This window comes from Sphingomonas chlorellae, from assembly GCF_056485145.1.
Genome location: NZ_JBQXXM010000003.1, coordinates 425,150 through 446,439, shown reverse-complemented (window position 1 = coordinate 446,439; position 21,290 = coordinate 425,150). Strand labels below are relative to the sequence as shown.

The 21,290-nt window shown below is 68.3% G+C and carries 16 protein-coding genes; 11 read left to right on the top strand and 5 right to left on the bottom strand.

Annotation, left to right across the window (positions count from 1 at the left end; all coding sequences use genetic code 11):
* Positions 1-30: 30 nt before the first annotated feature.
* The 3 genes from ACT3CF_RS10845 to ACT3CF_RS10835 are packed head-to-tail and all read left to right on the top strand — an operon-like array spanning position 31 to position 3,554.
* Positions 31-2,424, top strand: a complete 2,394-nt coding sequence (locus tag ACT3CF_RS10845; protein WP_478422612.1) for a hybrid sensor histidine kinase/response regulator — start codon at positions 31-33, stop codon at positions 2,422-2,424.
* 39 nt (positions 2,425-2,463) lie between these two features.
* Positions 2,464-2,817, top strand: coding sequence for a response regulator (locus ACT3CF_RS10840; RefSeq protein WP_478422611.1), 354 nt, complete (start codon positions 2,464-2,466; stop codon positions 2,815-2,817).
* A gap of 53 nt (positions 2,818-2,870) precedes the next feature.
* Positions 2,871-3,554, top strand: coding sequence for a peptidylprolyl isomerase (locus ACT3CF_RS10835; protein WP_478422609.1), 684 nt, complete (start codon positions 2,871-2,873; stop codon positions 3,552-3,554).
* Between the two features lie 110 nt (positions 3,555-3,664).
* Here ACT3CF_RS10835 and ACT3CF_RS10830 read toward each other — a convergent pair whose 3' ends face one another.
* Positions 3,665-4,129, bottom strand: coding sequence for an Hsp20 family protein (locus ACT3CF_RS10830; RefSeq protein ID WP_478422830.1), 465 nt, complete (start codon positions 4,127-4,129; stop codon positions 3,665-3,667).
* A 247-nt stretch (positions 4,130-4,376) separates the two neighbouring features.
* On the opposite strand from ACT3CF_RS10830, the gene ACT3CF_RS10825 reads away from it, so the two are divergent.
* The 4 genes from ACT3CF_RS10825 to ACT3CF_RS10810 all read left to right on the top strand — a co-directional run bounded on the left by ACT3CF_RS10825 (position 4,377) and on the right by ACT3CF_RS10810 (position 9,927).
* Positions 4,377-6,860: a TonB-dependent receptor gene (locus ACT3CF_RS10825; RefSeq protein WP_478422608.1), complete on the top strand. Its 2,484-nt coding sequence runs from the start codon at positions 4,377-4,379 to the stop codon at positions 6,858-6,860.
* Positions 6,861-7,413: 553 nt separating this feature from the next.
* On the top strand, positions 7,414-8,664 hold the full coding sequence (locus tag ACT3CF_RS10820) for a lipoprotein-releasing ABC transporter permease subunit (RefSeq protein WP_478422606.1): 1,251 nt from the start codon (positions 7,414-7,416) through the stop codon (positions 8,662-8,664).
* The gene (locus tag ACT3CF_RS10815) at positions 8,657-9,406 is read left to right on the top strand and encodes an ABC transporter ATP-binding protein (RefSeq protein WP_478422604.1); all 750 of its coding nucleotides are present in this window, start codon (positions 8,657-8,659) and stop codon (positions 9,404-9,406) included. Before ACT3CF_RS10820 ends, ACT3CF_RS10815 begins: the two co-directional genes overlap by 8 nt.
* Positions 9,403-9,927: a glutathione peroxidase gene (locus ACT3CF_RS10810; RefSeq protein WP_478422602.1), complete on the top strand. Its 525-nt coding sequence runs from the start codon at positions 9,403-9,405 to the stop codon at positions 9,925-9,927. The genes ACT3CF_RS10815 and ACT3CF_RS10810 overlap by 4 nt, the downstream gene beginning before the upstream one ends.
* Before the next feature lie 24 nt (positions 9,928-9,951).
* Here ACT3CF_RS10810 and ACT3CF_RS10805 read toward each other — a convergent pair whose 3' ends face one another.
* Together ACT3CF_RS10805 and ACT3CF_RS10800 are read right to left on the bottom strand one after the other, a co-directional pair.
* Entirely contained in the window at positions 9,952-10,371 is a 420-nt protein-coding gene (locus tag ACT3CF_RS10805; protein WP_478422600.1) for a hypothetical protein, read from the bottom strand.
* A gap of 1 nt (position 10,372) precedes the next feature.
* A complete protein-coding gene (locus tag ACT3CF_RS10800; protein WP_478422599.1) occupies positions 10,373-10,852 on the bottom strand; it encodes a hypothetical protein in 480 nt (159 codons plus the stop codon).
* Positions 10,853-11,081: 229 nt separating this feature from the next.
* On the opposite strand from ACT3CF_RS10800, the gene dnaE reads away from it, so the two are divergent.
* Complete coding sequence (dnaE, locus tag ACT3CF_RS10795; RefSeq protein ID WP_478422597.1) at positions 11,082-14,558, top strand: DNA polymerase III subunit alpha; 3,477 nt, start codon at positions 11,082-11,084, stop codon at positions 14,556-14,558.
* Positions 14,559-14,635: 77 nt separating this feature from the next.
* Positions 14,636-16,231, top strand: a complete 1,596-nt coding sequence (locus ACT3CF_RS10790; protein WP_478422595.1) for a long-chain fatty acid--CoA ligase — start codon at positions 14,636-14,638, stop codon at positions 16,229-16,231.
* A gap of 63 nt (positions 16,232-16,294) precedes the next feature.
* Here the strand turns inward: ACT3CF_RS10790 and ACT3CF_RS10785 are convergent, their stop codons facing one another.
* A complete protein-coding gene (locus ACT3CF_RS10785) occupies positions 16,295-18,931 on the bottom strand; it encodes a M1 family metallopeptidase (protein ID WP_478422593.1) in 2,637 nt (878 codons plus the stop codon).
* Between the two features lie 105 nt (positions 18,932-19,036).
* Positions 19,037-20,104, bottom strand: coding sequence for a PA0069 family radical SAM protein (locus tag ACT3CF_RS10780; protein WP_478422591.1), 1,068 nt, complete (start codon positions 20,102-20,104; stop codon positions 19,037-19,039).
* Between ACT3CF_RS10780 and ACT3CF_RS10775 the strand changes: the two genes are divergently transcribed.
* Positions 20,003-20,500 carry a hypothetical protein gene (locus ACT3CF_RS10775; RefSeq protein ID WP_478422838.1) on the top strand — a complete coding sequence of 166 codons (498 nt, stop codon included), beginning with the start codon at positions 20,003-20,005 and terminating at the stop codon, positions 20,498-20,500. The genes ACT3CF_RS10780 and ACT3CF_RS10775 overlap by 102 nt on opposite strands.
* Before the next feature lie 198 nt (positions 20,501-20,698).
* Positions 20,699-21,208 carry a diacylglycerol kinase family protein gene (locus ACT3CF_RS10770; RefSeq protein ID WP_478422590.1) on the top strand — a complete coding sequence of 170 codons (510 nt, stop codon included), beginning with the start codon at positions 20,699-20,701 and terminating at the stop codon, positions 21,206-21,208.
* Positions 21,209-21,290: the final 82 nt, after the last annotated feature.

Sequence of the window (21,290 nt, the reverse complement as noted above, 5' to 3'; positions counted from 1 at the left end):
CCGCGGCGCGACCGCACAACGGTGAACGCCATGGCGACCTTGCCCGACCGCCCAGCGGGGGCCACCCGCATGCTGCTGCCTGCGCTTGCCGCGATCCTGGCGGGGATCGGGGCGAGCGCGATCGTGCTGCTCACGCTCAACGACCGGGCGATCGCGATCGGTTTCGTCGCGACCGCGCTGCTGGCGCTGGGCGTGATCGTCGCGGCGCGGCGGCTGTTGCGCGCGGAAACGGTGGTGGAGCGCGAGACCGACTGGTCGGTCGCGCACGCGCTTGCCGCGATCGCCGACGATGCGCTGGCCGTCACCGATCGTTCGGGGCGGCTGGTCTGCGCCAATGCACGCTATGAGGCGCTGTTCGGCGGATGGCCGACGCCGCCGGGGCTGCCGATCGCCGACACGCTCGTCAGCGAGCTCGAACTGGCGACGCGCCGGGCATGGCGCGACGGACGGGCGCGGTTCGATTCGATCCAGATCGGCGGGGCGGCGATCTCGGTCCGCGTCGAGCGGATCGGCGAGGATGCACTCGTCTGGCGCTTTGCCGGGGTGCAGACGCTCGACCTTGTCGCCCAGATCGAGGGGCTGATCGCGGGGGCGACCGGCGACCGGCTGGCCGGCGCCGGGCTGATGGTGGTGATGGTGACGCCCGAGGGGCGCGTGCGCAGCGCCAACCGCGTCTTTCGGCTGCGCGCGATGGGCGCGCCCGACGCCGCGGTGGAGGGGCGCGACTTTGCCCGTTTCCTCATCACCGATTCGGCGGGGCTGGTGCGCTTCGAGCGCGAGGGGCTGGAGGGAAACCCGCTCCGCGTACTGCAGATCCCGTTCCTCGACGGCGACGAGGCGCCGATGCTCGTCGCGCTGCTCGACGAAGAGGCGTCGGCGGTGGCGGTGCCGGCGATCGGCACCAGCGCGTCGGCCAATATCCACTCGCTGATCGCGCTGTTGCCCGCGAGCATGGCGCTGATCGATCGCGACGGGCGGTTCGTGCACATGAACGACGCCTTTTGCCGCGCCGCGCGCGTCAATTCGGCGGCGCCGCCGCTCTATCCCGGCGATCTCGTCGTGCGCGAGGACAAGGCCGCGCTTGCCGACGCGATCCGTCGCGTCGCGGGCGGCGCGCCGCGATCGGTGGAAATGACCGTGCGGCTGACCGAGCTGCCCGACGAGCCGGTGGGAATGACGATCGCCGGCGCGCGCGGGCTGGGCGATGCGGCGGTGCTCATCAGCATCAAGGACGCGGGTGAGGAGGGCAAGCTGAAGCGCCAGGTCGCCCAGGCGACCAAGATGCAGGCGGTGGGCCAGCTTGCCGGTGGCGTCGCGCACGATTTCAACAACATCCTGACCGCGATCATCGGGCATTGCGACCTGATGCTGATGCGCCATTCGCCCGGCGACAGCGATTATGACGACATCCAGCAGATCCGCGCCAATTCGAACCGCGCGGCGTCGCTGACGCGGCAATTGCTCGCCTTTTCGCGCCAGCAGACGCTGCGCCCGCAGGTGCTGCAACTGCCCGATGTGATTTCGGAAGTCTCCAACCTGCTCAAGCGGCTGCTTGGCGAGACCGTCAAGCTGGAGGTCAAGCACGGCCGCAATCTGGGCCCGGTGCGCGCCGATCCGGGGCAGCTCGAGCAGGTGGTCGTCAACCTGGCGGTCAACGCGCGCGACGCGATGCTGTCGAAGAACCCCAATGGCGGCGGCACGCTGACGATCGAGACGCTGGGGGTGCCGGCGTCCGAAGTGCGCCAGATGGACGACGACGTGCTGCCGGTCGGCGACTATACCGCGCTGCGCATCGCCGACACGGGCACGGGGATTCCGCCCGAGATCCTGCCGAAGATCTTCGAGCCGTTCTTCACGACCAAGGAGGTCGGCAAGGGCACCGGGCTGGGACTTTCGACCGTCTATGGCATCATCAAGCAGTCGGGCGGCTTCATCTTTGCCGAGAATCTGCGCGGTGGTGGCGCCCAGTTCACCATCTATCTGCCCGTACATGCCGCCCCCGAAGCGACCGTCGCCAAGGCGCCGGTCAACCCGCGCGAGAAGCCGACCGACCTGTGGGGATCGGGCACCGTGCTGGTCGTCGAGGACGAGGACATGGTGCGCGCCATCGCCGAGCGCGCGCTGACGCGGCAGGGCTATACCGTCGTCACCGCCGAGAACGGCGAAATCGCGCTGGAGATGCTGGAGACGATCGAGCGGCCCGACCTGCTGATTTCGGACGTGGTGATGCCGTCGATGGACGGGCCGAGCATGGCGCGGCGCGTGCGCGAGCGCTATCCCGACCTGCCGATCCTGTTCATGTCGGGCTATGCCGAAGAACAGCTGCGCAAGTCGATCGACCTCGACAATGTCGCCTTTCTGCCTAAGCCGTTTTCGGTACAACAACTTGCCGAAGCGACGAGATTGGTGCTTTCGCCCAAATAGCCTCTTGGTTCGCGCGCGAATTGCTGCATAACGCATGCCATGTCGGTGCGTCGTATCCTGATCGTCGAAGACGAACCCCTCATCGCGATGATGCTCGAGGATTTCCTCGACGCGCTCGACCGTGAGGTGGCGGGAACCGCCGATTCGGTGGCGACCGCGCTGGAGTGCCTCGAGCGCGGGCCGGTCGATGCGGCGATCCTCGACGTCAACCTGCGCGGCGGCGAGCAGAGCTGGCCGGTCGCCGAACGTCTGGCGGCGAGCGGGGTGCCGTTCGTGCTGGCGACGGGCGGCGCGGGCGACATGATCGCCGAGGCGTTCCGCGACCGGCCGGTGCTGTCGAAGCCGTTCACGATGGATGCGGTCGCGCGCGTGCTCGACACGCTGGGCGACTGAGGCCCCGGTCCCGGGGGCTCGTCTTGCGACGCAGCATCGGTTAGGCGAGCGCGATGACCCGCCTTTTCACCCGCCTGTTTGCGATATTGTCCCTGATTGCCATGGGGTTGGTCCCGACCGGCGACGCCGTGGCGGCGCGCCCTGGGAACGGGCCGCTGCCCGGCATGGTGCGCGTGCGCATCGTGACGTCGCAGGGCGCGATCGTCGTCGCGCTCGATGCCCGGCGCGCGCCCAAGACGACCGCCAACTTCCTCGCCTATGTCGATGACGGGCGGTTCGACGACACGCAATTCTATCGTGCGACGCGGCGCAAGAGCGATGCACGGTTCGGCTTCGTCCAGGGCGGGATCGGCACCGATGCGCGGCGCATCCTGCCGTCGCCGCCGCTCGAACAGACCGACCGGACCGGGCTGCGGCACCGCGACGGCACGATTTCGATGGCGCATGGCAGCAATCCCGATTCGGCGACGGGCAATTTCTCGATCATGGTCGGCGACAACCCGACGCTCGACGCGCGGCCGGGATCGCGCGGCTATGCGGCCTTCGGACAGGTGATTGCGGGGATGGACGTGGTGCGCCGGATCCTGGCGCTGCCGACCGGCGGCGGGCGCGACGCGATGCGCGGGCAGATGATCCTCAACCCCGTCCGCATCCTCCGCGTCGAGCGGATCGACGGCAAGCCGCACCCGACCGGCGGGCCGCGTCCCTGGCTGATCGGCCTGCCGGCCCGGCGCTAACCAACTGAAATCAAAGGGGCGCCCGGACCCGAAGGTCCGAGCGCCCGGGGAGCGCGGCGCCCCAAGGGGGCGAAAGGCGCCGCGTGCAGCGGTTCCGTTCCGGCGGTCGATCAGGCGGCGTGGCGCTGTTCGATCGCGACCGGGGTTTCGCCGGTGGTGACGGCGATCTTCCTGGGCTTCATCGCCTCGGGGACTTCGCGGACGAGTTCGATCGTCAGCAGGCCGTCGGCGAGGTTCGCTGCCTCGACCCGCACGAAATCGGCGAGCTCGAAGCGCCGCTCGAAGCTGCGATTGGCGATGCCAAGATGCAGGTAAGTCCCTGCATTATTTTCATTTTCCTCGCGCTTGCGGCCGGCGATCAGCAGCAGGTTCTGCTGCGCGGTGATGTCGATTTCGTCCGAACGGAAGCCCGCGACGGCGAGCGTGATCCGATAGCGGTCCTCGGCAAGACGTTCGAGGTTGAAGGGGGGATAGTTTTCCGCATTCGCCTGGCGCGCGCTGGCTTCGAGCAAGTCGAAGAGGCGATCAAAGCCAATGGTCGAACGACGGAACGGGGTGAAATCAAACTGACGCATCTTCAAATCCTCCAATGAGCAATATGAATGTTGCAGCCCAAGTGCCCGCAACTGCGCGACACCTTGCCCCACGACCCGGTCGGCGCCGTGGTATCGCCCATGTTGGAAGCGCCGCTGCGGCTTTCAAGTCCCCCGGTCACCCAGATCCAACACGACAACTTGGCGTTTGAAGCCGCGAAGATTCGCTTTGTCGCCAATGTCCATGGTTTCAGTGGAGTTTTGCCGCACAGCGACCGGCGAGGGCAACATGGCTTCAACGACGATCCTAATCGCGCTGATGTCGGGAACATCGGGGGCAAATGCCGACAATCCGCAGCCGATTCGTGTCGTTGCGGCGGCAGATCGTGCCGTTGCGGAGACGCCGATGACGCGGCGCCTCGGCTCGATCCGCGCCGACGACGAAACGCCCGAAACCAGCGACGAACCGAAGGACGACCAGACGCCCGCAATCGTCGTGACCGCGCGCCGTCGCGAGGAGCGGTTGCAGGACGTTCCCGCCGCGGTGTCGGTGCTCGCCGCCGCGACGCTGGCGCAGAACGGCGTCCAGACGATCGGCCAGATCGCGCAGGTCCAGCCGTCGGTCCAGTTCTATTCGACCAACCCGCGCAACTCGGCAGCGAACATCCGCGGGCTGGGCGCGCCGTTCGGGCTGACCAACGACGGGATCGAGCAAGGCGTCGGCCTGTATGTCGACCAGGTCTATTACAGCCGGATCGCGGCGGCGACGTTCGACTTCGTCGATGTCGAGCGCGTCGAGGTGCTGCGCGGGCCGCAGGGCACGCTGTACGGCAAGAACACGACCGCCGGCGCGATCAACGTCACGACGCAGGCGCCGAGCTTTACCCCCGAAGGGCGCGCCGAGCTGACGCTGGGCAATTTCGCGCTGGTCCAGGCCAAGGCGAGCGTTTCGGGACCGCTGGCCGACAAGGTCGCGGTGCGGCTGTCGGCGACCGCGTCGCACCGGCGCGGCACGATCCTGAACGTGCGCACCGGCGACTGGGTCAACGAGCGCGACAACCAGGGGCTGCGCGGCCAGTTGCTCTATCGCGCGAGCGACGCGCTGCGGCTGACGCTGGCGGGCGATTACGGCCACCAGGACCCGCAATGCTGCGCACAGATCTATGTCCGCATCGGCGCGACGCAGCGCCCGCTCAACCGCCAGTTCGCCGCGCTGGCGGCGGCATTCAGCTATGCCCCGCCGAGCACCGACGCGTTCGACCGCAAGACCGACCTCGACACGCCGTTGCAGGCGCGCCAGTCGCTGGGCGGCGCGAGCCTGCGCGCCGAACTCGACACCGGCGGCGGCACCGTCACCTCGGTCACGGCATGGCGGTTCTGGGACTGGAACCCGTCGAACGACCGCGACTTCACCGGGCTGCCGATCACGACCAAGTCGAACAACCCGTCGCGCCAGCGCCAATGGACGCAGGAGCTGCGCTATGCCTCGGCCGGCAACCGCCGGTTCGACTATGTCGTCGGCCTGTTCGGCTTTTACCAGACGATCCACACCTCGGGCGTGCAGCAGCAGGGACCGGCGGCGAGCCGGTGGCTGCTCAACCCGACGAGCGCCAACGCCGCCAATCCCGCGGTGCTCGACGGGCTGACGTCGACCAACGACATCGATTTCAGGAATGCGAGCGCGGCGCTGTTCGGCCAGGCGACGTGGCGGATCACCGACCGCCTGCGCCTCCAGCCCGGGCTGCGGCTCAACTATGACTGGAAGAAGGGCGATTATCTGGCGACGGTGACGACGGGCACCGGCAGCACGACGCTCAACGCCGACCAGCGCGGCGTGCTGGCGCCGCAAAACTATGCCGCGCGGTTCAGCCAGTGGAACCTGTCGGGCGACCTGACGCTCGCCTATCAGGCGGGCGACGGCGTGCTCGGCTATGCCACCTATGCGCGCGGGTTCAAATCGGGCGGGATCAACCTGTCGGGGCTGCCGCTCGATGCGCAGAACAACCCGATCCTGGGCGCGGCGAGCGTCAAGCCCGAGAAGGTCGACCATTTCGAACTGGGCATCAAGTCGACGCTGTTCGGCAAGCGCGCGGTGCTCAACCTTGCGGGTTTCTGGACCGAGATCGGCGATTACCAGGCGACCGTGACCAACAGCCAGGTCGGCGTGCTGCGCGGCTATCTCGCCAATGCCGGCCGCGTGCGGTCGCGCGGGGTCGAGCTGGAGTTTTCGGCGACGCCGTTCGCGCGGTTCAGCCTGTACCTCAACGGCACGTTCAACGACGCGCGCTATGTCCGCTTTGTCGACGCGCCGTGCCCGCCCGAGCTTTCGGGCGGAACGACGGTGAGCGGCACGCAGCAACCCGCCGCGCCCGGCACGCCGGGCGGGCTGAGCCCGCGCAACTGCGACATTTCGGGCCAGTGGCTGCCCGGCGTCTCGCGCTGGGCGGGCAGCTATGGCTTTGAATGGAACGTGCCGGCGACGCTGATCGGCCAGGCGGGCCAGCTCTATCTGGGGTTCGACGGCACCGCGCGCAGCCGGTTTTCGTCGAACCCGTCGCGATCGCGCTACACCGACATCGCGGGCTATTCGCTCGCCAATTTCCGCGTCGGCTTTCGCAGCGACACGCGGCTGAACCTGTATGGCTGGGTGCGCAACGCGTTCGACACCGACACGTTCGAGGTGCTGGCGACGCAATCGGGCAACACCGGGCTGGTCGTCGGCCAGCCGGCCGATCCGCGCACCTATGGCTTCACGATCGCGCGCGCCTTTTGAGCCGCGGCGATCGGACGGGCTAGCCTCTCGCCTTGGCCGGGGGAGGTTGGGGGGAAGGGGGCGGCGCTGCACCGCCCCCTTTCTTCGTTTGCGACGATCGTTTCGACCGCAGCGCGAAGAGAAGGCCGAGAACGGAACCAGTCGCGCCGCCCGGACGAGCGCCGCGCGACAGAACAGTGCGCGCGATTCGCAAGTTGTTGCGAAAGGAACGGGCCAGAAATGACAAACGCCCGGACCGTTTCCAGCCCGGGCGCCTGCGTGACGAATGCTCGTCAGCCCCCTTTGTCAGGCCCGCCCACACGCTCGTCTTGCGACCAGCGGGGCGAAGCCCTCCCCGAACCACGGCCTTTGCCTGCGTTTCGATATGTTTCTGCTATGGCATCGGCGGGGCTTTGTCACCGGCTTTGCAACCCTTCGTAACCGATTTGACGGCGGCTGTGTCGATTCCGCAACAGCGCGACAACCGCCGGGCGCGGCCGCCCGCGCCATTGCCGTGCCCATGGCCATCGCCTAGAGCTTCGCGCGTCTGAATTATCGAGGCACTGTCAGCCGCATGCTATTGTCGCGTTACGAGCGGATGATCGCCCGCCGCTATCTGCTGCCCGGGCGCAGCGAAGCCTTTATCGCCGTCGTCGCCGGGTTCAGCCTGGTCGCCGTGATGCTGGGCGTCGCCGCGCTCATCGTCGTGATGAGCGTGATGAACGGGATGCGCGGCGAGCTGTTCGACAAGATCACCGGGCTGAACGGCCACGCCGTCATCCAGGGCTATAACGGCCAGTTGCGCGACTGGCGCCAGATCGTCGCCCAGGCGTCGCGCACGCCGGGGGTGACGCGCGCGCAGCCGCTGGTCGAGCAGCCGCTGTTCGCCAGCCTGGACGGGCGCGTCGAGTTCGCGCAGGTGCGCGGGATGCGGGTGGAGGACATCCGCAACAACCCGTCGCTGCGCGGCAAGGAGATCCTGGGCTCGCTCAACAACCTGCGCCCCGGCGAGCAGCAGATCGCGATCGGGTCGCGGCTGGCCGAATCGCTGGGCGCGACGGTGGGAAGCCATATCCAGATCATCAACCCGGCGGGCGCGTCGACGCCGTTCGGCAGCATGTTCCGATCGGTGAGCTATACCGTCGCCGCGGTGTTCGAGGTGGGCGTTTACGATTACGACAAGATCTTCGTCGTGATGCCGATCGAGGATGCGCAGACGCTGCTGCTGCTCGGCGATTCGGCGAGCATGGTGGAGATCACGACGCGCGACCCCGACCGCGTCGGCACGATCATGGCGCCGTTGCAGCAGCGTTACGGCAATGTGGCGCAGATCGTCGACTGGCGGTCGATGAACCGCGAGCTGTTCGAGGCGCTGGCGATCGACCGCACGGTTTCGTTCACGGTGCTGTCGATCATCCTGGTCGTCGCGTCGTTCAACATCGTGTCGTCGCTGATCATGCTGGTGCGATCGAAGACGCGCGACATCGCGGTGTTGCGGACGATGGGCGCGACGCGCGGCGGGCTGATGCGCATCTTCGTCACCGTGGGCACGACGATCGGCGGGCTGGGCGTGATCGCGGGCGGCGTGCTGAGCTTTTTCTTCATCACCTATCGCGACCGGGTGGTGCAGTTCATCGGGCTCGTCACCGGGCAGAATGTGTGGGATCCGCAGATGCGGTTCCTGACCGAGCTGCCCGCGCGGACCGACCCGTTCGAGACGATCGGCATCTGCGCGATGGCGCTGCTGTTCGCGTTCCTCGCGACGCTCTATCCCGCGTGGCGCGCGGCGAGCACCGATCCGGTGGAGGTGCTGCGTTATGAGTGAGCCGATTCTGGAGACGCGCGGGCTGCGCCGCAGCTTTGCGCAGGGCGGCACGACGATCGAGGTGCTGCGCGGCGTCGACCTGACGATCGCGCCGGGCGAGATCGTCGCGCTGCTCGGCCCGTCGGGATCGGGCAAGTCGACGCTGTTGCAGGCGGTCGGGCTGCTTGAGGGCGGGTTCGAGGGCGTGCTGCGCATCGCGGGCGAGGAGGCGGGGCGGCTTTCGTCGGACCGGCGGACGACGGTGCGGCGCGAACGGCTGGGCTTTGTCTATCAGTTCCACCACCTGCTCCCCGATTTCGACGCGACCGAGAATGTCGTGCTGCCGCAGCTCATCCGCGGCGCGACGCGCGCGGAGGCCGAGGCGCGCGCGGCGGCGCTGCTCGAGGGGCTGGGGCTGGGGCACCGGCTGAAGCACCGGCCCAACCAGCTTTCGGGCGGCGAGCAGCAGCGCGTCGCGGTGGCGCGCGCGCTCGCCAACCGGCCCGCGCTGGTGCTTGCCGACGAGCCGACGGGCAATCTGGACGAGGCGACGTCGGACCGGGTGTTCGACGAGTTCGTGCGGCTGGTGCGGCACGAGGGGTCGGCGGCGCTGGTCGCCACGCACAACGAGCGGCTGGCGCGGCGGATGGATCGCATCGTGCGGCTGCACGAGGGTGTGCTGCATGAGGGGGTGCTGCATGACGCCGCGTTGCATCAGGGAACGGGCGGCGACGGCGCGCCCGCAGCGGAGACGGTGCCATGACCGAGACGAACCTTCCCGGGCGCGACCCGGCCGGGCCGGACGCGCCCGCGATCACCGACCTGCCCGTGCGGCTGGCCGACGGGCGCGAGACGACGCTGGCCGAACATCGCGGCAAGGTGATGCTGATCGTCAACACCGCGTCGAAATGCGGGTTCACGCCGCAATATGCCGAGCTGGAGGCGCTGTATCGCGACTATGGCCCGCGCGGGCTGGTGGTGCTGGCGTTCCCGTGCAACCAGTTCGGCGCGCAGGAGCCGGGCGATGCGGCCGAGATCGCCAGCTTCTGCTCGCTCACCTATGACGTGACCTTTCCGGTGTTCGCCAAGGTCGAGGTCAACGGCGCGGGCGCGGCGCCGCTGTTCGAGCGGCTGAAGCGCGCGGCGCCGGGGGTGTTGGGGACGCAGGCGATCAAGTGGAACTTCACCAAGTTCCTTGTCGACCGCGCGGGCCGCGTCGTCGGCCGCTATGCCCCGACGACCCACCCCAGGGCGATCGCCGCGGACATCGAACGGCTGCTCTGATGCGGGCGCGCGGCGGCGCGGGGTTCAGCCGCGCGGCGGGCCTTCGGGCAGGCGGATGACATATTGGCCGGCAGGCGTGATGCCGCCGGTATCCGCGGGTGGCTCCTCCGCCGCGACGAGCCGGCCGAGGCGGGTGAGCGTGCCGACCACCCCCGTCAGCGCGCGCGGGCGACGGCGCGGCGCCGGCGGCGGCGGCGCGGCACGCGGCACGCGGCGGACCGGCGCGCGGTCGGCCATGCGCAGCGCGACCGCGCGCGCATCGGCCTCGCGCCCGAATTCGCGCCAGACGACGTGGAAGCCGCGCGGCACCTCGGTCCAGGCGCCGTCCTCGGCAAAGCGGAGCAGGTCGCACCGGCAATGGTGGCAATGGCTGAACTCGAGCCCCTGGTTGCGGTGGCGTTCGGCCGCCGGATCGTGCCCGACGAGCGTGCAGAGCAGCGTCATTTCATGCTTCTCCCTGAGCGAGCCCGAAGGCCTGGAGCTGATAGGCGGCGAGTTCGCGGAAACCGGCGTCGTCGCTGTCGAGCGCGAGGCGCGGGTTCCAGATCTCGAACGAGTCGCCGGTGCCGACGAACAGCGCGAGCGCGTCGATGCGGCCGAGGTGGCGCAGCACGTCGGGGATGCGGAAACGCGGGCCGGCGCGTTCGAGCGGCGCGACCGGGCCGAAGCTGTGGCGCATCCGGGCATGGTGCGCACGGTCGTCGGCGCCGCGCTGTTCGTCGGCGAGCCGGCGGCGCTCGTTGCGTTCGGCGATCTGCGCGAGATGGTCGCGGGCATAGGCGATCAGGCACGGATCGGCGTCGTGGCGCGCGACGAGCAGGGCCGCGTCGGCTTCGGCCAGCAAATCGGCGAGAAACGGCGGAATGGCGACATGGCCGTGCAAGTCGACCGCGCACAGGGCGCTGCCATGAACGAGGCTGTGCATCGCTGCTTTACTCAAACTGGCCACCGTTTTGGTGACGGTTCACTAAGGTTACATTCTCATTAACCTTGCTGAGTCGGCCATTCCGGTTGCATCCGATCCGCGAAAGATCGCTAAGGAAGTGGACCGCGCGGTGATTTCCCTAGGGCCCAAGGGACAGGGTGTTCCGAAAGCTGTTGATAGCGGCGCGGGGCGGCTGGCGAATCGGGTGGGGGACGCCTAGCTTCCGGCGATGGCGCATTCCGGGTTCGTACCGCTTCGGGTCTTTTCCTCGTACACGATGCTCGAGGGGGCGATTTCGCCCAAGTCGATCCCGAAATATGCGCGCGAGCGCGGCTTTCCGGCGGCGGCGGTGGTCGACCGCAACGGGCTTTACGCCGCGATGACCTATTCCGACGCGGCGAAGAAGGCGGGCATCCAGCCGATCATCGGCACGCTGCTGGCGGTCAAGCGGCCCGGGGGCGAGGGCGGCAACGCGCCGATCGACTGGCTGGCGCTGCTGGCGCAGGACGCGCGCGGTTACGACAATCTGTGCGACCTGGTGTCGATGGCGCATCTCGACCGGCCGGTGGAGGAGGACGCGCACGTCCCGTTCGCGGCGCTGGAAGGGCGCACCGACGGGCTGATCGCGCTGACCGGCGGCGGCGAGGGCGCGCTTGCCCGGCTGCTCGCCGAGGAACAGGCGCCCGCGGCGGCGGCCTATGCCGACGCGCTCGAGGCGCTGTTTCCGGGGCGGCTCTATATCGAGCTGAGCCGGCGCAACGACCCGGTCGAGACCGCGGCCGAGGCCGCGCTGATCGATCTGGCCTATGCGCGCAACCTGCCGCTGGTGGCGACCAACCCGTGCTGTTACGCCGACGAGGCATTCCACCCGGCGCACGACGCGATGCTGTGCATCGCCAGTTCGAGCTATATCGCGAGCGACGAGCGCCCGCGCAGCTCGCCCGACGCGTGGATGAAATCGGCCGAGGCGATGCGCGCGCTGTTCGAGGACCTGCCCGAGGCGATCGACAACACGATCGTCGTCGCGCAGCGCTGCGCGGTGATGGCGCCCAAGCGCAAGCCGATCCTGCCGAGCCTGGCGGGCGACCGCGAGGGCGAGGCGCGGATGCTGGGCGAGCGCGCCTGGTCGGGGCTGGAAAAGCGGCTGGCGCACGCCGGGATCACCGATCCGGGCGAGATCGAAGCCTATCACAAGCGGCTGCAGTTCGAGCTCGACATCATCAACCAGATGGGGTTCCCCGGCTACTTCCTGATCGTTGCCGACTTCATCCAGTGGGCGAAGGCGCACGACATTCCGGTGGGGCCGGGGCGCGGATCGGGCGCGGGCTCGGCGGTCGCCTGGGCGCTGACGATCACCGACCTCGACCCGCTGAAGCTGGGGCTGCTGTTCGAACGCTTCCTCAACCCCGAACGCGTGTCGATGCCCGACTTCGACATCGACTTCTGCGAAACGCGGCGCGGCGAGGTGATCCGGTACGTCCAGGAGAAATACGGCCGCGACCATGTCGCGCAGATCATCACCTTCGGAACGATGAAGGCGCGCGCGGTCATCAAGGACGTCGGCCGCGTGCTGCAGATGAGCTATGGCCAGGTCGACCGGCTCGCCAAGCTGATCCCGAACCATCCGACCGATCCGTGGACGCTCGAGCGCACGCTGAACGGCGTCAGCGAATTCGTCGCCGAATACAATGCCAACGAGGACGTGAAGCACCTGATCGACCTGTCGATGCGGCTCGAAGGGCTGCCGCGGCACAGTTCGACCCACGCGGCGGGCGTGGTGATCGGCGACCGGCCGCTCGCCAAGCTGGTGCCGCTGTATCGCGATCCGCGATCGGACATGCCGGTGACGCAGTTCGACATGAAGAATGTCGAGGGCGCGGGGCTGGTCAAGTTCGACTTTCTGGGCCTCAAGACGCTGTCGGTGCTCAAGAAGGCGGTGACGCTGCTCGCCAATCGCGGGATCGAGGTGGCGCTCGACCGCGTGCCGTGGGACGACGAGGAAGTCTATGCGCTGCTCCAGCGCGGCGACACGGTCGGGGTGTTCCAGCTCGAATCCGAAGGCATGCGGCGCACGCTGACCGCGGTGCGGCCGACCAATTTCGGCGACATCGTCGCGCTCGTCTCGCTGTACCGCCCCGGCCCGATGGACAACATCCCGACCTTTGGCGCGCGCAAGGCGGGACGCGAGGAGATCGTCTATCCGCACGACCTGCTCGAGCCGATCCTGAAGGAGACCTATGGGATCTTCGTCTATCAGGAACAGGTGATGCAGGCCGCGCAGATCCTGGCCGGCTATTCGCTGGGCGGCGCAGACATGCTGCGCCGCGCGATGGGCAAGAAAATCAAGGCCGAGATGGACGCCCAGCGCGAGACGTTCGTCAAGGGCTGTGCCGAATACAACAACATCCCGGCGGCCAAGGCCAACGAGCTGTTCGATTTGATCGACAAGTTCGCCGGATATGGTTTCAACAAGTCGCACGCCGCCGCCTATGCGCTGCTCGCCTACCAGACGGCGTGGCTGAAGGCGCATTACCCGCACGAATTCTTTGCCGCGTCGATGGCGTTCGACATCCACCAGACCGACAAGCTGGCGGTGTTCGCCGACGACATGCGCCGGCTGGGGATCACCGCGCTTGGCCCCGACATCAATGCGAGCCTGGCCGATTTCAACGTCGAGGTGCATGGCGACGGGCTGGCGGTGCGCTATGCGCTGGGCGCACTGAAGGGCGTGGGCGAACATGCGATGGAGCTGCTCGTCGCCGAGCGCAGCACCGCCGGGCCGTTCGCATCGCTCGACGATTTCGCCAACCGCATCGACCCGCGGCTGCTCAACAAGCGCCAGCTCGAAACGCTGGCGGCGGCGGGTGCGTTCGATTCGATCGACGCCAACCGCGCGGGCGTCCACGCCGCCGCCGAGACGATCCTGGGGATCGCGCAGAGCGTGCAGGCCAGCCGCGCGAGCGGGCAGGGCGGGCTGTTCGGCGATGCCGGACCGGCGGTGGGCGGGATCACGCTGCCCAGGGACGCGCACTGGTCACTTTCGGACAAGATCGCGGCGGAGAAGGATGCGTTCGGTTATTATTTCTCGTCGCACCCGCTCGACCGCTATGCCCATCTCGCCCGCGTCCATGCCGCGCGCGAGATCACCAGCCTGAGCGACGTGCCGATCCCCGAGGGCGCGCGCGTCGGATCGGTGATCGCGGCGCTGATCGAGGATGCGCGTTATCGCACCTCGGCGCGCGGCAAGCGGTACATGATGGCGAGCATTTCGGACCAGAGCGGCCAGACGCTCGCCACCTGTTTCGACGAGCATGTTTCGAACGACCTGGAGGATTGCGCCCGCAGCGGCGGCTGTGCGCTGTTGACCGTCGAGCTCGACAAGCGCCCCGGCGAGGACACGCCGCGCGTTTCGATCAAGCGCGTCCAGCCGTTCGAGACGCTGGCCGGATCGACGCGGCTGGTGCTCGACGTCGCGATCGACGATGCGCGCGTGCTGCCGATGCTGGCCGACATCGTGCGGCCCCAGCGCGGCGGGCGCGGCGAGCTGCGCGTGCGCGCGGCGCTCGACCATGGCGAGGCCGAGCTGATCCTGGGCCGGGACTTCCGGCTGGACGGCGAGCTTGCCGAGCGGCTCGAGAGCCTGCAAGGTATCCGCTGGGCGGCATTGAAGACCGCCGATGCACATCGTCCGGTGGCGGTGGGCTAGGAACGACCGGACCCCGCGCCGCGCACGGCCCCGGCATTTCCGACCCCATCGGCCCCATGGGCAGGAGAGGGTGTCAGATGCTGGGTGGTATGCAGGATTACGAGCTGCGCGTTCCGCGACTGATCGAACATGCGGCGCGCGATTATCCGACGCGCGAGATCGTGTCGCGATGGGCCGACGGCAGCGAGACGCGCACCAACTGGGGCGAGGTGGCGCACGACGCCCGCCGGCTGGCGCAGGCGCTGGAGAAGCTGGGGTGCAAGCCGGGCGACCGGATCGCGACGCTGGCGATGAACCATGGCCGCCATCTGGTCGCGTGGTACGGCGCGATCGGGATGGGCGGGCTGATCCACACGGTCAATCCGCGGCTGTTCGACGACCAGCTCAGCTTCATCATCAACCATGCCGAGGACCGCGTCCTCTTTTACGACAAGGCGTTCGCGCCGATCGTGGCGCGGTTGCGCGACCAGTGGCCGAGCGTGACGCACTGTTTCTGCTTCGACGGCGACGGCGCGGACAGCTTCGATGCGCTGATTGCGCCCGAGGACGGCGACTATGCCTGGGTCGAGGGCGACGAGCGCGACCCGTGCATGCTGTGCTATACCAGCGGGACGACGGGCAATCCAAAGGGCGTCGTCTATAGCCATCGTTCGACCGTGCTCCACGCGATGACCGCGCTTCAGCCCGCGGTGATGGAGCTTTCGACCCAGTCGGTTGCGCTGCCGATCGTGCCCATGTTCCATGCCGTCGGCTGGGGCATGCCCTATGCCAGCGCGGCGGTGGGGCTGAAGCTGGTGTTCAGCGCGGTCAACGAGCCCAAGGTGCTGTGCGAGCTGATGAACCGCGAGCAGGTGACGCATTCGGCGGGCGTGCCGACGGTGTGGTTCGGCATGTTCCAGCATATCGACGCGACCGGCGAGGCGCCGCGCCACCTGAAGATCGTGACGATCGGCGGATCGGCGGCGCCGCGCGCGATGATCGAGCGGCTGATGCGGATGGGAATTCGCGTCAACCATGCCTGGGGCATGACGGAGACGTCGCCGATCGGCACGATCGGGGCGCCCTCTGCCGACTGGGACACGCTCGATTTCGACGCCAAGGTCGACCGCGTCGCGCGGCAGGGCAAGGTGCCGTTCGGTGTCGAGGCGCGGATCGTCGACGATGCCGGGCGCGTCCAGCCGCGCGACGGCACCAGTTCGGGCCGGTTGCAGGTGCGCGGGCCGTGGATCGTCCGCCAATATTATCGCGATGCGAACGGCCCGTGCGTCGATGCCGAGGGCTGGTTCGACACCGGCGACGTCGCGGTGCTCCACCCCGACGGCACGATGCAGATCACCGACCGGGCGAAGGACGTCATCAAGTCGGGCGGCGAATGGATCAGCTCGGTCGAGCTGGAGAATTGCGCGGTCGGCTGTCCCGGCGTCGCCGAGGCGGCGGCGATCGGCGTGCATCACCCGCGCTGGGAGGAGCGGCCGATCCTGCTGGTGGTGCGCAAGCCCGGCAGCAGCGTCGACGAGGCCGCGATTCGCGCGCACCTGGCCGCGCATGTCGCCAAATGGTGGCTGCCCGATGCGATCCTGTTCGTCGAATCGCTGCCGCACAGCGCGACGGGCAAGCTGCTGAAAACGGCGATCCGGGCCGAATACAAGGACTTCCGGCTGGCCGCGGCCTGACGCGGCGCGGGGCCGGGCGGACGGGCGGGCGACGGCGCGCGGCCGCCGCCCGTCCCGGCCGCGTCAATCGAGGCGGGCGATCGCGTCGCTGACCGTGTCGGCCTTGGCGGCGCGGAAGCGGGCGCAGTTGCGGATCGTCTCGATCGTGCGATCGACCGACAGCGTGCTGCCGCGCTTGGCGAGCATCGGGCGAAGCTCGCCGGTGAGCGCGTCGGCGGCGGCTTCGGTGCACATGCCGCGGAACATCTCCGGCCCATGGCCCGAGAAGATGCCGCCGGGCGAGGCGAGCACCTTGCTGAAATTGGCGATGAGCGCCGGCGCGACGAGATCGCGCGTGGCCGGATCGGCCGCGAACCCCTCGGCCAGCCCGAGCCAGGCATTGTCGTCGAGCCCCGCCTTGCCCGGTTGCGTGACGAGCGTGCGGGCGAGATCGGCATTGCCCGACTGGGCGATGCCTTCGTAGATCGCGGCGGCGAGCGCCGGGGTGCGGTGCGCACGATCGATCAGCGACTGGCCGAACGCGGCGCCGCGCTCCTGGATCGCCGCGGCGACCGCGAGCGACCCGAACGCGTCGTCGAGCGCATCGGCCTTGCCCGCGAGCGCGGCGTCGAGCGCGGCGACGAGCTTGCCGCGGAGCGCGGCGTCGTTGCCCGCACGGACGAGCAGCCCGACCAGCTCGCTGCGCAGTTCGCGGCGCTCGTGATCCTCCCCGGCATAGGCGCCCGCCGCCGGATCGAAGCCGAGCTTCGCGAGCAGCGGGCCGTAGATCGCGCCGACCTGACGGCGGAAGGCGGGATCGGCGGCGGCGGAGACGAGCCCGCGTGCCCGGAGCCCCTCGAGCCGGTGCGCATTGTCGAGCAGCACGCGCTGCGCCGGGTGCGCGGCGCTGGCGCGGGCGAGCGCGAACAGCGCGTCGAGCCGCGGCTGGCCGGCGTAGAACGACGCCCACAGGCTGTCGGTGACGGCGAGCGCCTCGCCCTGCGGCAGCGTCGCGAAGCCCGCGATCAGCGCCTGCCAGTCGGCGGGGTCGAGATCGAAGCGGTAATAGCCGGTGCCTTCGGCGTTGGGGATCATCGCGCCGGTGCCGGCGGGCGCGCGGATCGCCATTTCGGGCTTGTCGATCAGCGTGCACGCCTTGGCCGCGGCCTGGCGGACGCAGAAGGGGATGATCCACTGGCGCGCGGCGGCGTTGGTGCCGAAATAGGCATAGGGCTGCTGCGTCGCGACGAGCGTGCCGCCCTGACGACGCAACCGGACGAGCGGCACCCCCTGCTGATCGACGAAGCTGCGCAGCGCGGCGAGCACGCGCGGATCGTGCGCGGCATCGGCGAGCGCGCCGAAGAAATCGTCGGTCGACGCGTTGCCGTAACGGTGGCGCGACATGTGCAGCCGCACGCCGTCGCGGAAGGCGGTGTCGCCCATGAAGTCGGCGATCATCGCGACGACCTGGCCGCCCTTGCCATAGGTGATCTGGTCGAACGCCGCGTCGATATCGCCGTCGCGCGTGATCCGTTCGTGGATCGGGCGGCCGACGCTGAGCGCGTCGATGTCCATCGCGGCGAGCGCCTCACGGATCGCCGAGGCGTTCATTTCGAGCCCCGGCCGCCATTCGTTGCCGATGCGATAGCCCATCCAGTTGGCGAAACTTTCGTTGAGCCAGATGTCGTCCCACCAGACCGGGGTGACGAGATCGCCGAACCACTGGTGCGCCAGCTCGTGCGCGACGACCATGCCGAACGCCTCCTGCTGGCGGGCAGGGGCCTTTTCGTCGAGGAACAGGATGCCGTCGCCATAGATGTCGGCGCCGGCATTCTCCATCGCGCCGGGCATGATCGGCGAGCCGATCTGATCGAGCTTGGGGAAGGGGAAGGGCTGATCGAAATAGCGTTCGAGCAGGCTGACGATCTTGCCCGTCTCGTCGCGGGCAAAGGCCATGCTGGCGGCGTTGGGCCGAGTCCCGACGATCCGCACGGGGAGCGGCGTCGCGCGCTGCGGCGTCGGCGGCACGGTGGTGGCGACGGTGGCAAAGGGGCCGACCGCGAACGCGACGAGATAGGTCGGCAGCGGCGCGGTGGGCGCGAAGCGATAGCGGACGAGCTTGCCCTTGCGTTCGGGCGTGCCCGCCTGGGGCGCGTTGCTGGTCGCGAACAGTCCGGCGCGCGTCGTGACGCTGACGGTGAACGGCGTCTTGTAGCCGGGTTCGTCAAAGGCCGGGAAGGCGGCGCGCGCGTCGATCGATTCGAACTGCGACCAGCTGTACCAGCGGTCCTCGACATTGACGCGATAGAGGCCCGAGGGGCCGGTGCCGAAGGCGGCGTCGTAATCGAAGCGCAGCGTCATCCGTCCGGCGGGCAGCTCGCGGCCGAAATCGAGCTGGGCGAGGCCGTGCTGCGTCCGCTGGGTGAAGCGCGCGCGATAGCTGCGCCCGCCGACCGCGACGGTCGCGCTGTGCATCGCGAGGTTGCGGCCGTGGAGGAAGATCGAGCTGGCGGCATGGCGCAGATCGATGTCGATTTCGGCATGGCCGCTGAAGCGCGGGCGATCGGGCACGATCGTGAGATCGAGCCGATAGGCGATCGGGCGCGCCTGATCGGGAAGCTTGCCGCTGGGCAGCGCGGCACCGTCGGCCGTGGGCGGCTGCTGCTGCGCCAGCGCAACCGGCGAGAACAGAAGGGAAAAGGCAAAGAGCAGATGACGCATGGGCATCCCGATCGCAAAAGGAAGCGTCAGCGATAAGCGACCCCGGCGGGGCGGGCAACCGCGGCGCGGCCCGGCGGCGAGGCGGCGATGTCCCGCAACCGGGCGTCAGAACAGCTCGCCCTGCGCGCCGGCGGGCGGGCGGAACAGATCGGTGCGCAGCGGCGGGAAGCGCCCCTCGATCCCGTGCGCGCGTACCGCCCGGCGGAAGCGGACGCGCAGCAGATCGGCCCACGGCCCCTGACCGCGCATCCGCGTGTGGAAGCCCGGATCGTTGTCACGCCCGCCGCGCAGCGACTGGACGATCGCCATCACCTTGGCCGCGCGATCGGGGAAATGCGCGTCGAGCCAGGCGCGGAACAGCGGCGCCACCTCCCATGGCAGGCGGACGGGAATGAACATCGCGCCCAGCGCGCCCGCCGCGGCGACGCGCGCGACGATCGCCTCGATCTCGTGATCGGTGATCGCGGGGATGACGGGCGCCAGCGAGGCGAAGACGGGCACCCCCGCCGCCGCCAGCCGTGCGATCGCGGCAATGCGCTTTTCGGGATGCGGCGCGCGCGGCTCGAGCGTGCGCGCGATGGCCGGATCGAGCGTGGTGACCGAGATCATCACCGCGGCGAGCCCCTGTTCGGCCATCGGCGCCAGCAGGTCGAGATCGCGCAGGATGCGATCGGACTTGGTGGTGATCGCGACCGGATGGCGGCATTCGGCGAGCAGTTCGAGGCAACCGCGCGTCACCCGCCACGTCGACTCGATCGGCTGATACGGATCGGTGTTGGTGCCGAACGCGACCGGCGCGCACACATAGCCCCGCCGGCCGAGCGCGGCGCGCAGCAGCGCGGGCGCATCGGGTTTCGCGAACAGCCGCGTTTCGAAATCGAGCCCCGGCGACAGGTCGTGATAGGCATGGCTGGGCCGCGCGAAACAATAGATGCAGCCATGTTCACAGCCGGCGAGTGGATTTATACTGCGATCGAAGCCTATGTCGGGCGACCTATTATAGCTGATGATCGTTTTTGGCTTGAGCACGGTGACGCTCGTTCTCACTCGGGGCAGGGCGCCGTCAATCAGATGCTGTTCGTCAAGCCAATCGCCATCAGCTTCGCGCTCGGGCAGATTGAAGCGCCTGCTGGCTGCATTCTGCGTGGCGCCTCGGCCTGCGATCTTGGGCATGAACGGAGTAGAACATATAAGGAACGATGGCACAACCCGGGAATCGCACCCGCCTACTGGCGGACCTGGGTTCGGTCATATAGCTTGCGTCTCATGAAGACGCCGCCGGTCACTCCGCGAGGATTTTTTCGCGAACTTGCTAATCAGCCCAGCACAGGTCTTAGGATCGCGCGTTGGTGGATAGGTATGGGATCACTCGTCACCGTGTTCGCTTGTGCTTTCGCCATAGCTCATTTTGTCTATGACGTTCCGATCCAGAACAAGAATACTGGCGTCCCGGCTACGGCGGGGGAAGTAGTGCTTGTTTCGGCAATTCTAGGCAGCGGCGGCTTGTTCTTCGTATGTGCCGGCATCGCCTTGCGGCGTTGGCTTATCAGTCGAACAGGCATTCGCTGACAATCGATTGCAATTCGACACAGCCGTTGCGGGGTTGATCGCAGCCGCGATAGGGGGGCACCGACTGGTCGAAGCACCGAACGGCTTTCGCGGCCGCAACAGGCGCAGTGTCCGCCGGTCTCCTCCAGCCGTTCGATTGTGAAGCGCGGTGGGCGCTTTTTGAAGATCATGGCTATTACCTAAAAACAAAGCGGATGCTTGGTAAAGGTCTCCTTTGAAGAAGCCTGGCGCCATGATGGCGACGAAGCATGGACTGACGGGACCGGCATTGCTTTCGGTCGGGGCGAATGCGACATCGCGTCCATGTCGGATCATCGCAATCGGCCGAACGCGAAACTGCGCTTCAGTATAGGCGGGCGGCTGAAGAGCTTCGTATATGCCGGTCGCGGATTGCGCTGGCTTGTGCAGAAAGAGCACAATGCGTGGTTGCACCTCGTGGGATCGGCAATCGTCATCGGCGCCGGTCTGGTCCTGCGCATTTCATTGAACGATTGGCGCTGGCTTGTATTCGCGATGGCGCTGGTCTGGATGGCCGAAGCCGTCAACACCGCGATCGAGGCGCTTTGCGATCATATCAGTCCTGGGTTTGATCCCTCCATCGGCAAGATAAAGGATCTGGCGGCGGGGGCTGTGCTGATCGCCGCGATCGCCGCCGCGGTGATCGGCTTCCTCACGCTGGGGCCGCCGCTGGTGCGGTGGATAGCTTGACGACATTTGCAGACAAAGGCGGATCGAACAGCACGCCCCTTGCGCCCGGCCCGTCGACATCGTAGAACATAGAGCGAACATT

Excerpts from the sequence above, each read along its gene's own strand:
- ACT3CF_RS10845 (WP_478422612.1), top strand. The coding sequence starts at position 31 with ATGGCGACCTTGCCCGACCGCCCAGCGGGGGCCACCCGCATGCTGCTG.
- ACT3CF_RS10840 (WP_478422611.1), top strand. The coding sequence starts at position 2,464 with ATGTCGGTGCGTCGTATCCTGATCGTCGAAGACGAACCCCTCATCGCG.
- ACT3CF_RS10835 (WP_478422609.1), top strand. The coding sequence starts at position 2,871 with ATGACCCGCCTTTTCACCCGCCTGTTTGCGATATTGTCCCTGATTGCC.
- ACT3CF_RS10830 (WP_478422830.1), bottom strand. The coding sequence starts at position 4,129 with ATGCGTCAGTTTGATTTCACCCCGTTCCGTCGTTCGACCATTGGCTTT.
- ACT3CF_RS10825 (WP_478422608.1), top strand. The coding sequence starts at position 4,377 with ATGGCTTCAACGACGATCCTAATCGCGCTGATGTCGGGAACATCGGGG.
- ACT3CF_RS10820 (WP_478422606.1), top strand. The coding sequence starts at position 7,414 with ATGCTATTGTCGCGTTACGAGCGGATGATCGCCCGCCGCTATCTGCTG.
- ACT3CF_RS10815 (WP_478422604.1), top strand. The coding sequence starts at position 8,657 with ATGAGTGAGCCGATTCTGGAGACGCGCGGGCTGCGCCGCAGCTTTGCG.
- ACT3CF_RS10810 (WP_478422602.1), top strand. The coding sequence starts at position 9,403 with ATGACCGAGACGAACCTTCCCGGGCGCGACCCGGCCGGGCCGGACGCG.
- ACT3CF_RS10805 (WP_478422600.1), bottom strand. The coding sequence starts at position 10,371 with ATGACGCTGCTCTGCACGCTCGTCGGGCACGATCCGGCGGCCGAACGC.
- ACT3CF_RS10800 (WP_478422599.1), bottom strand. The coding sequence starts at position 10,852 with ATGCACAGCCTCGTTCATGGCAGCGCCCTGTGCGCGGTCGACTTGCAC.
- dnaE (WP_478422597.1), top strand. The coding sequence starts at position 11,082 with ATGGCGCATTCCGGGTTCGTACCGCTTCGGGTCTTTTCCTCGTACACG.
- ACT3CF_RS10790 (WP_478422595.1), top strand. The coding sequence starts at position 14,636 with ATGCTGGGTGGTATGCAGGATTACGAGCTGCGCGTTCCGCGACTGATC.
- ACT3CF_RS10785 (WP_478422593.1), bottom strand. The coding sequence starts at position 18,931 with ATGCGTCATCTGCTCTTTGCCTTTTCCCTTCTGTTCTCGCCGGTTGCG.
- ACT3CF_RS10775 (WP_478422838.1), top strand. The coding sequence starts at position 20,003 with ATGCTGTTCGTCAAGCCAATCGCCATCAGCTTCGCGCTCGGGCAGATT.
- ACT3CF_RS10780 (WP_478422591.1), bottom strand. The coding sequence starts at position 20,104 with ATGCCCAAGATCGCAGGCCGAGGCGCCACGCAGAATGCAGCCAGCAGG.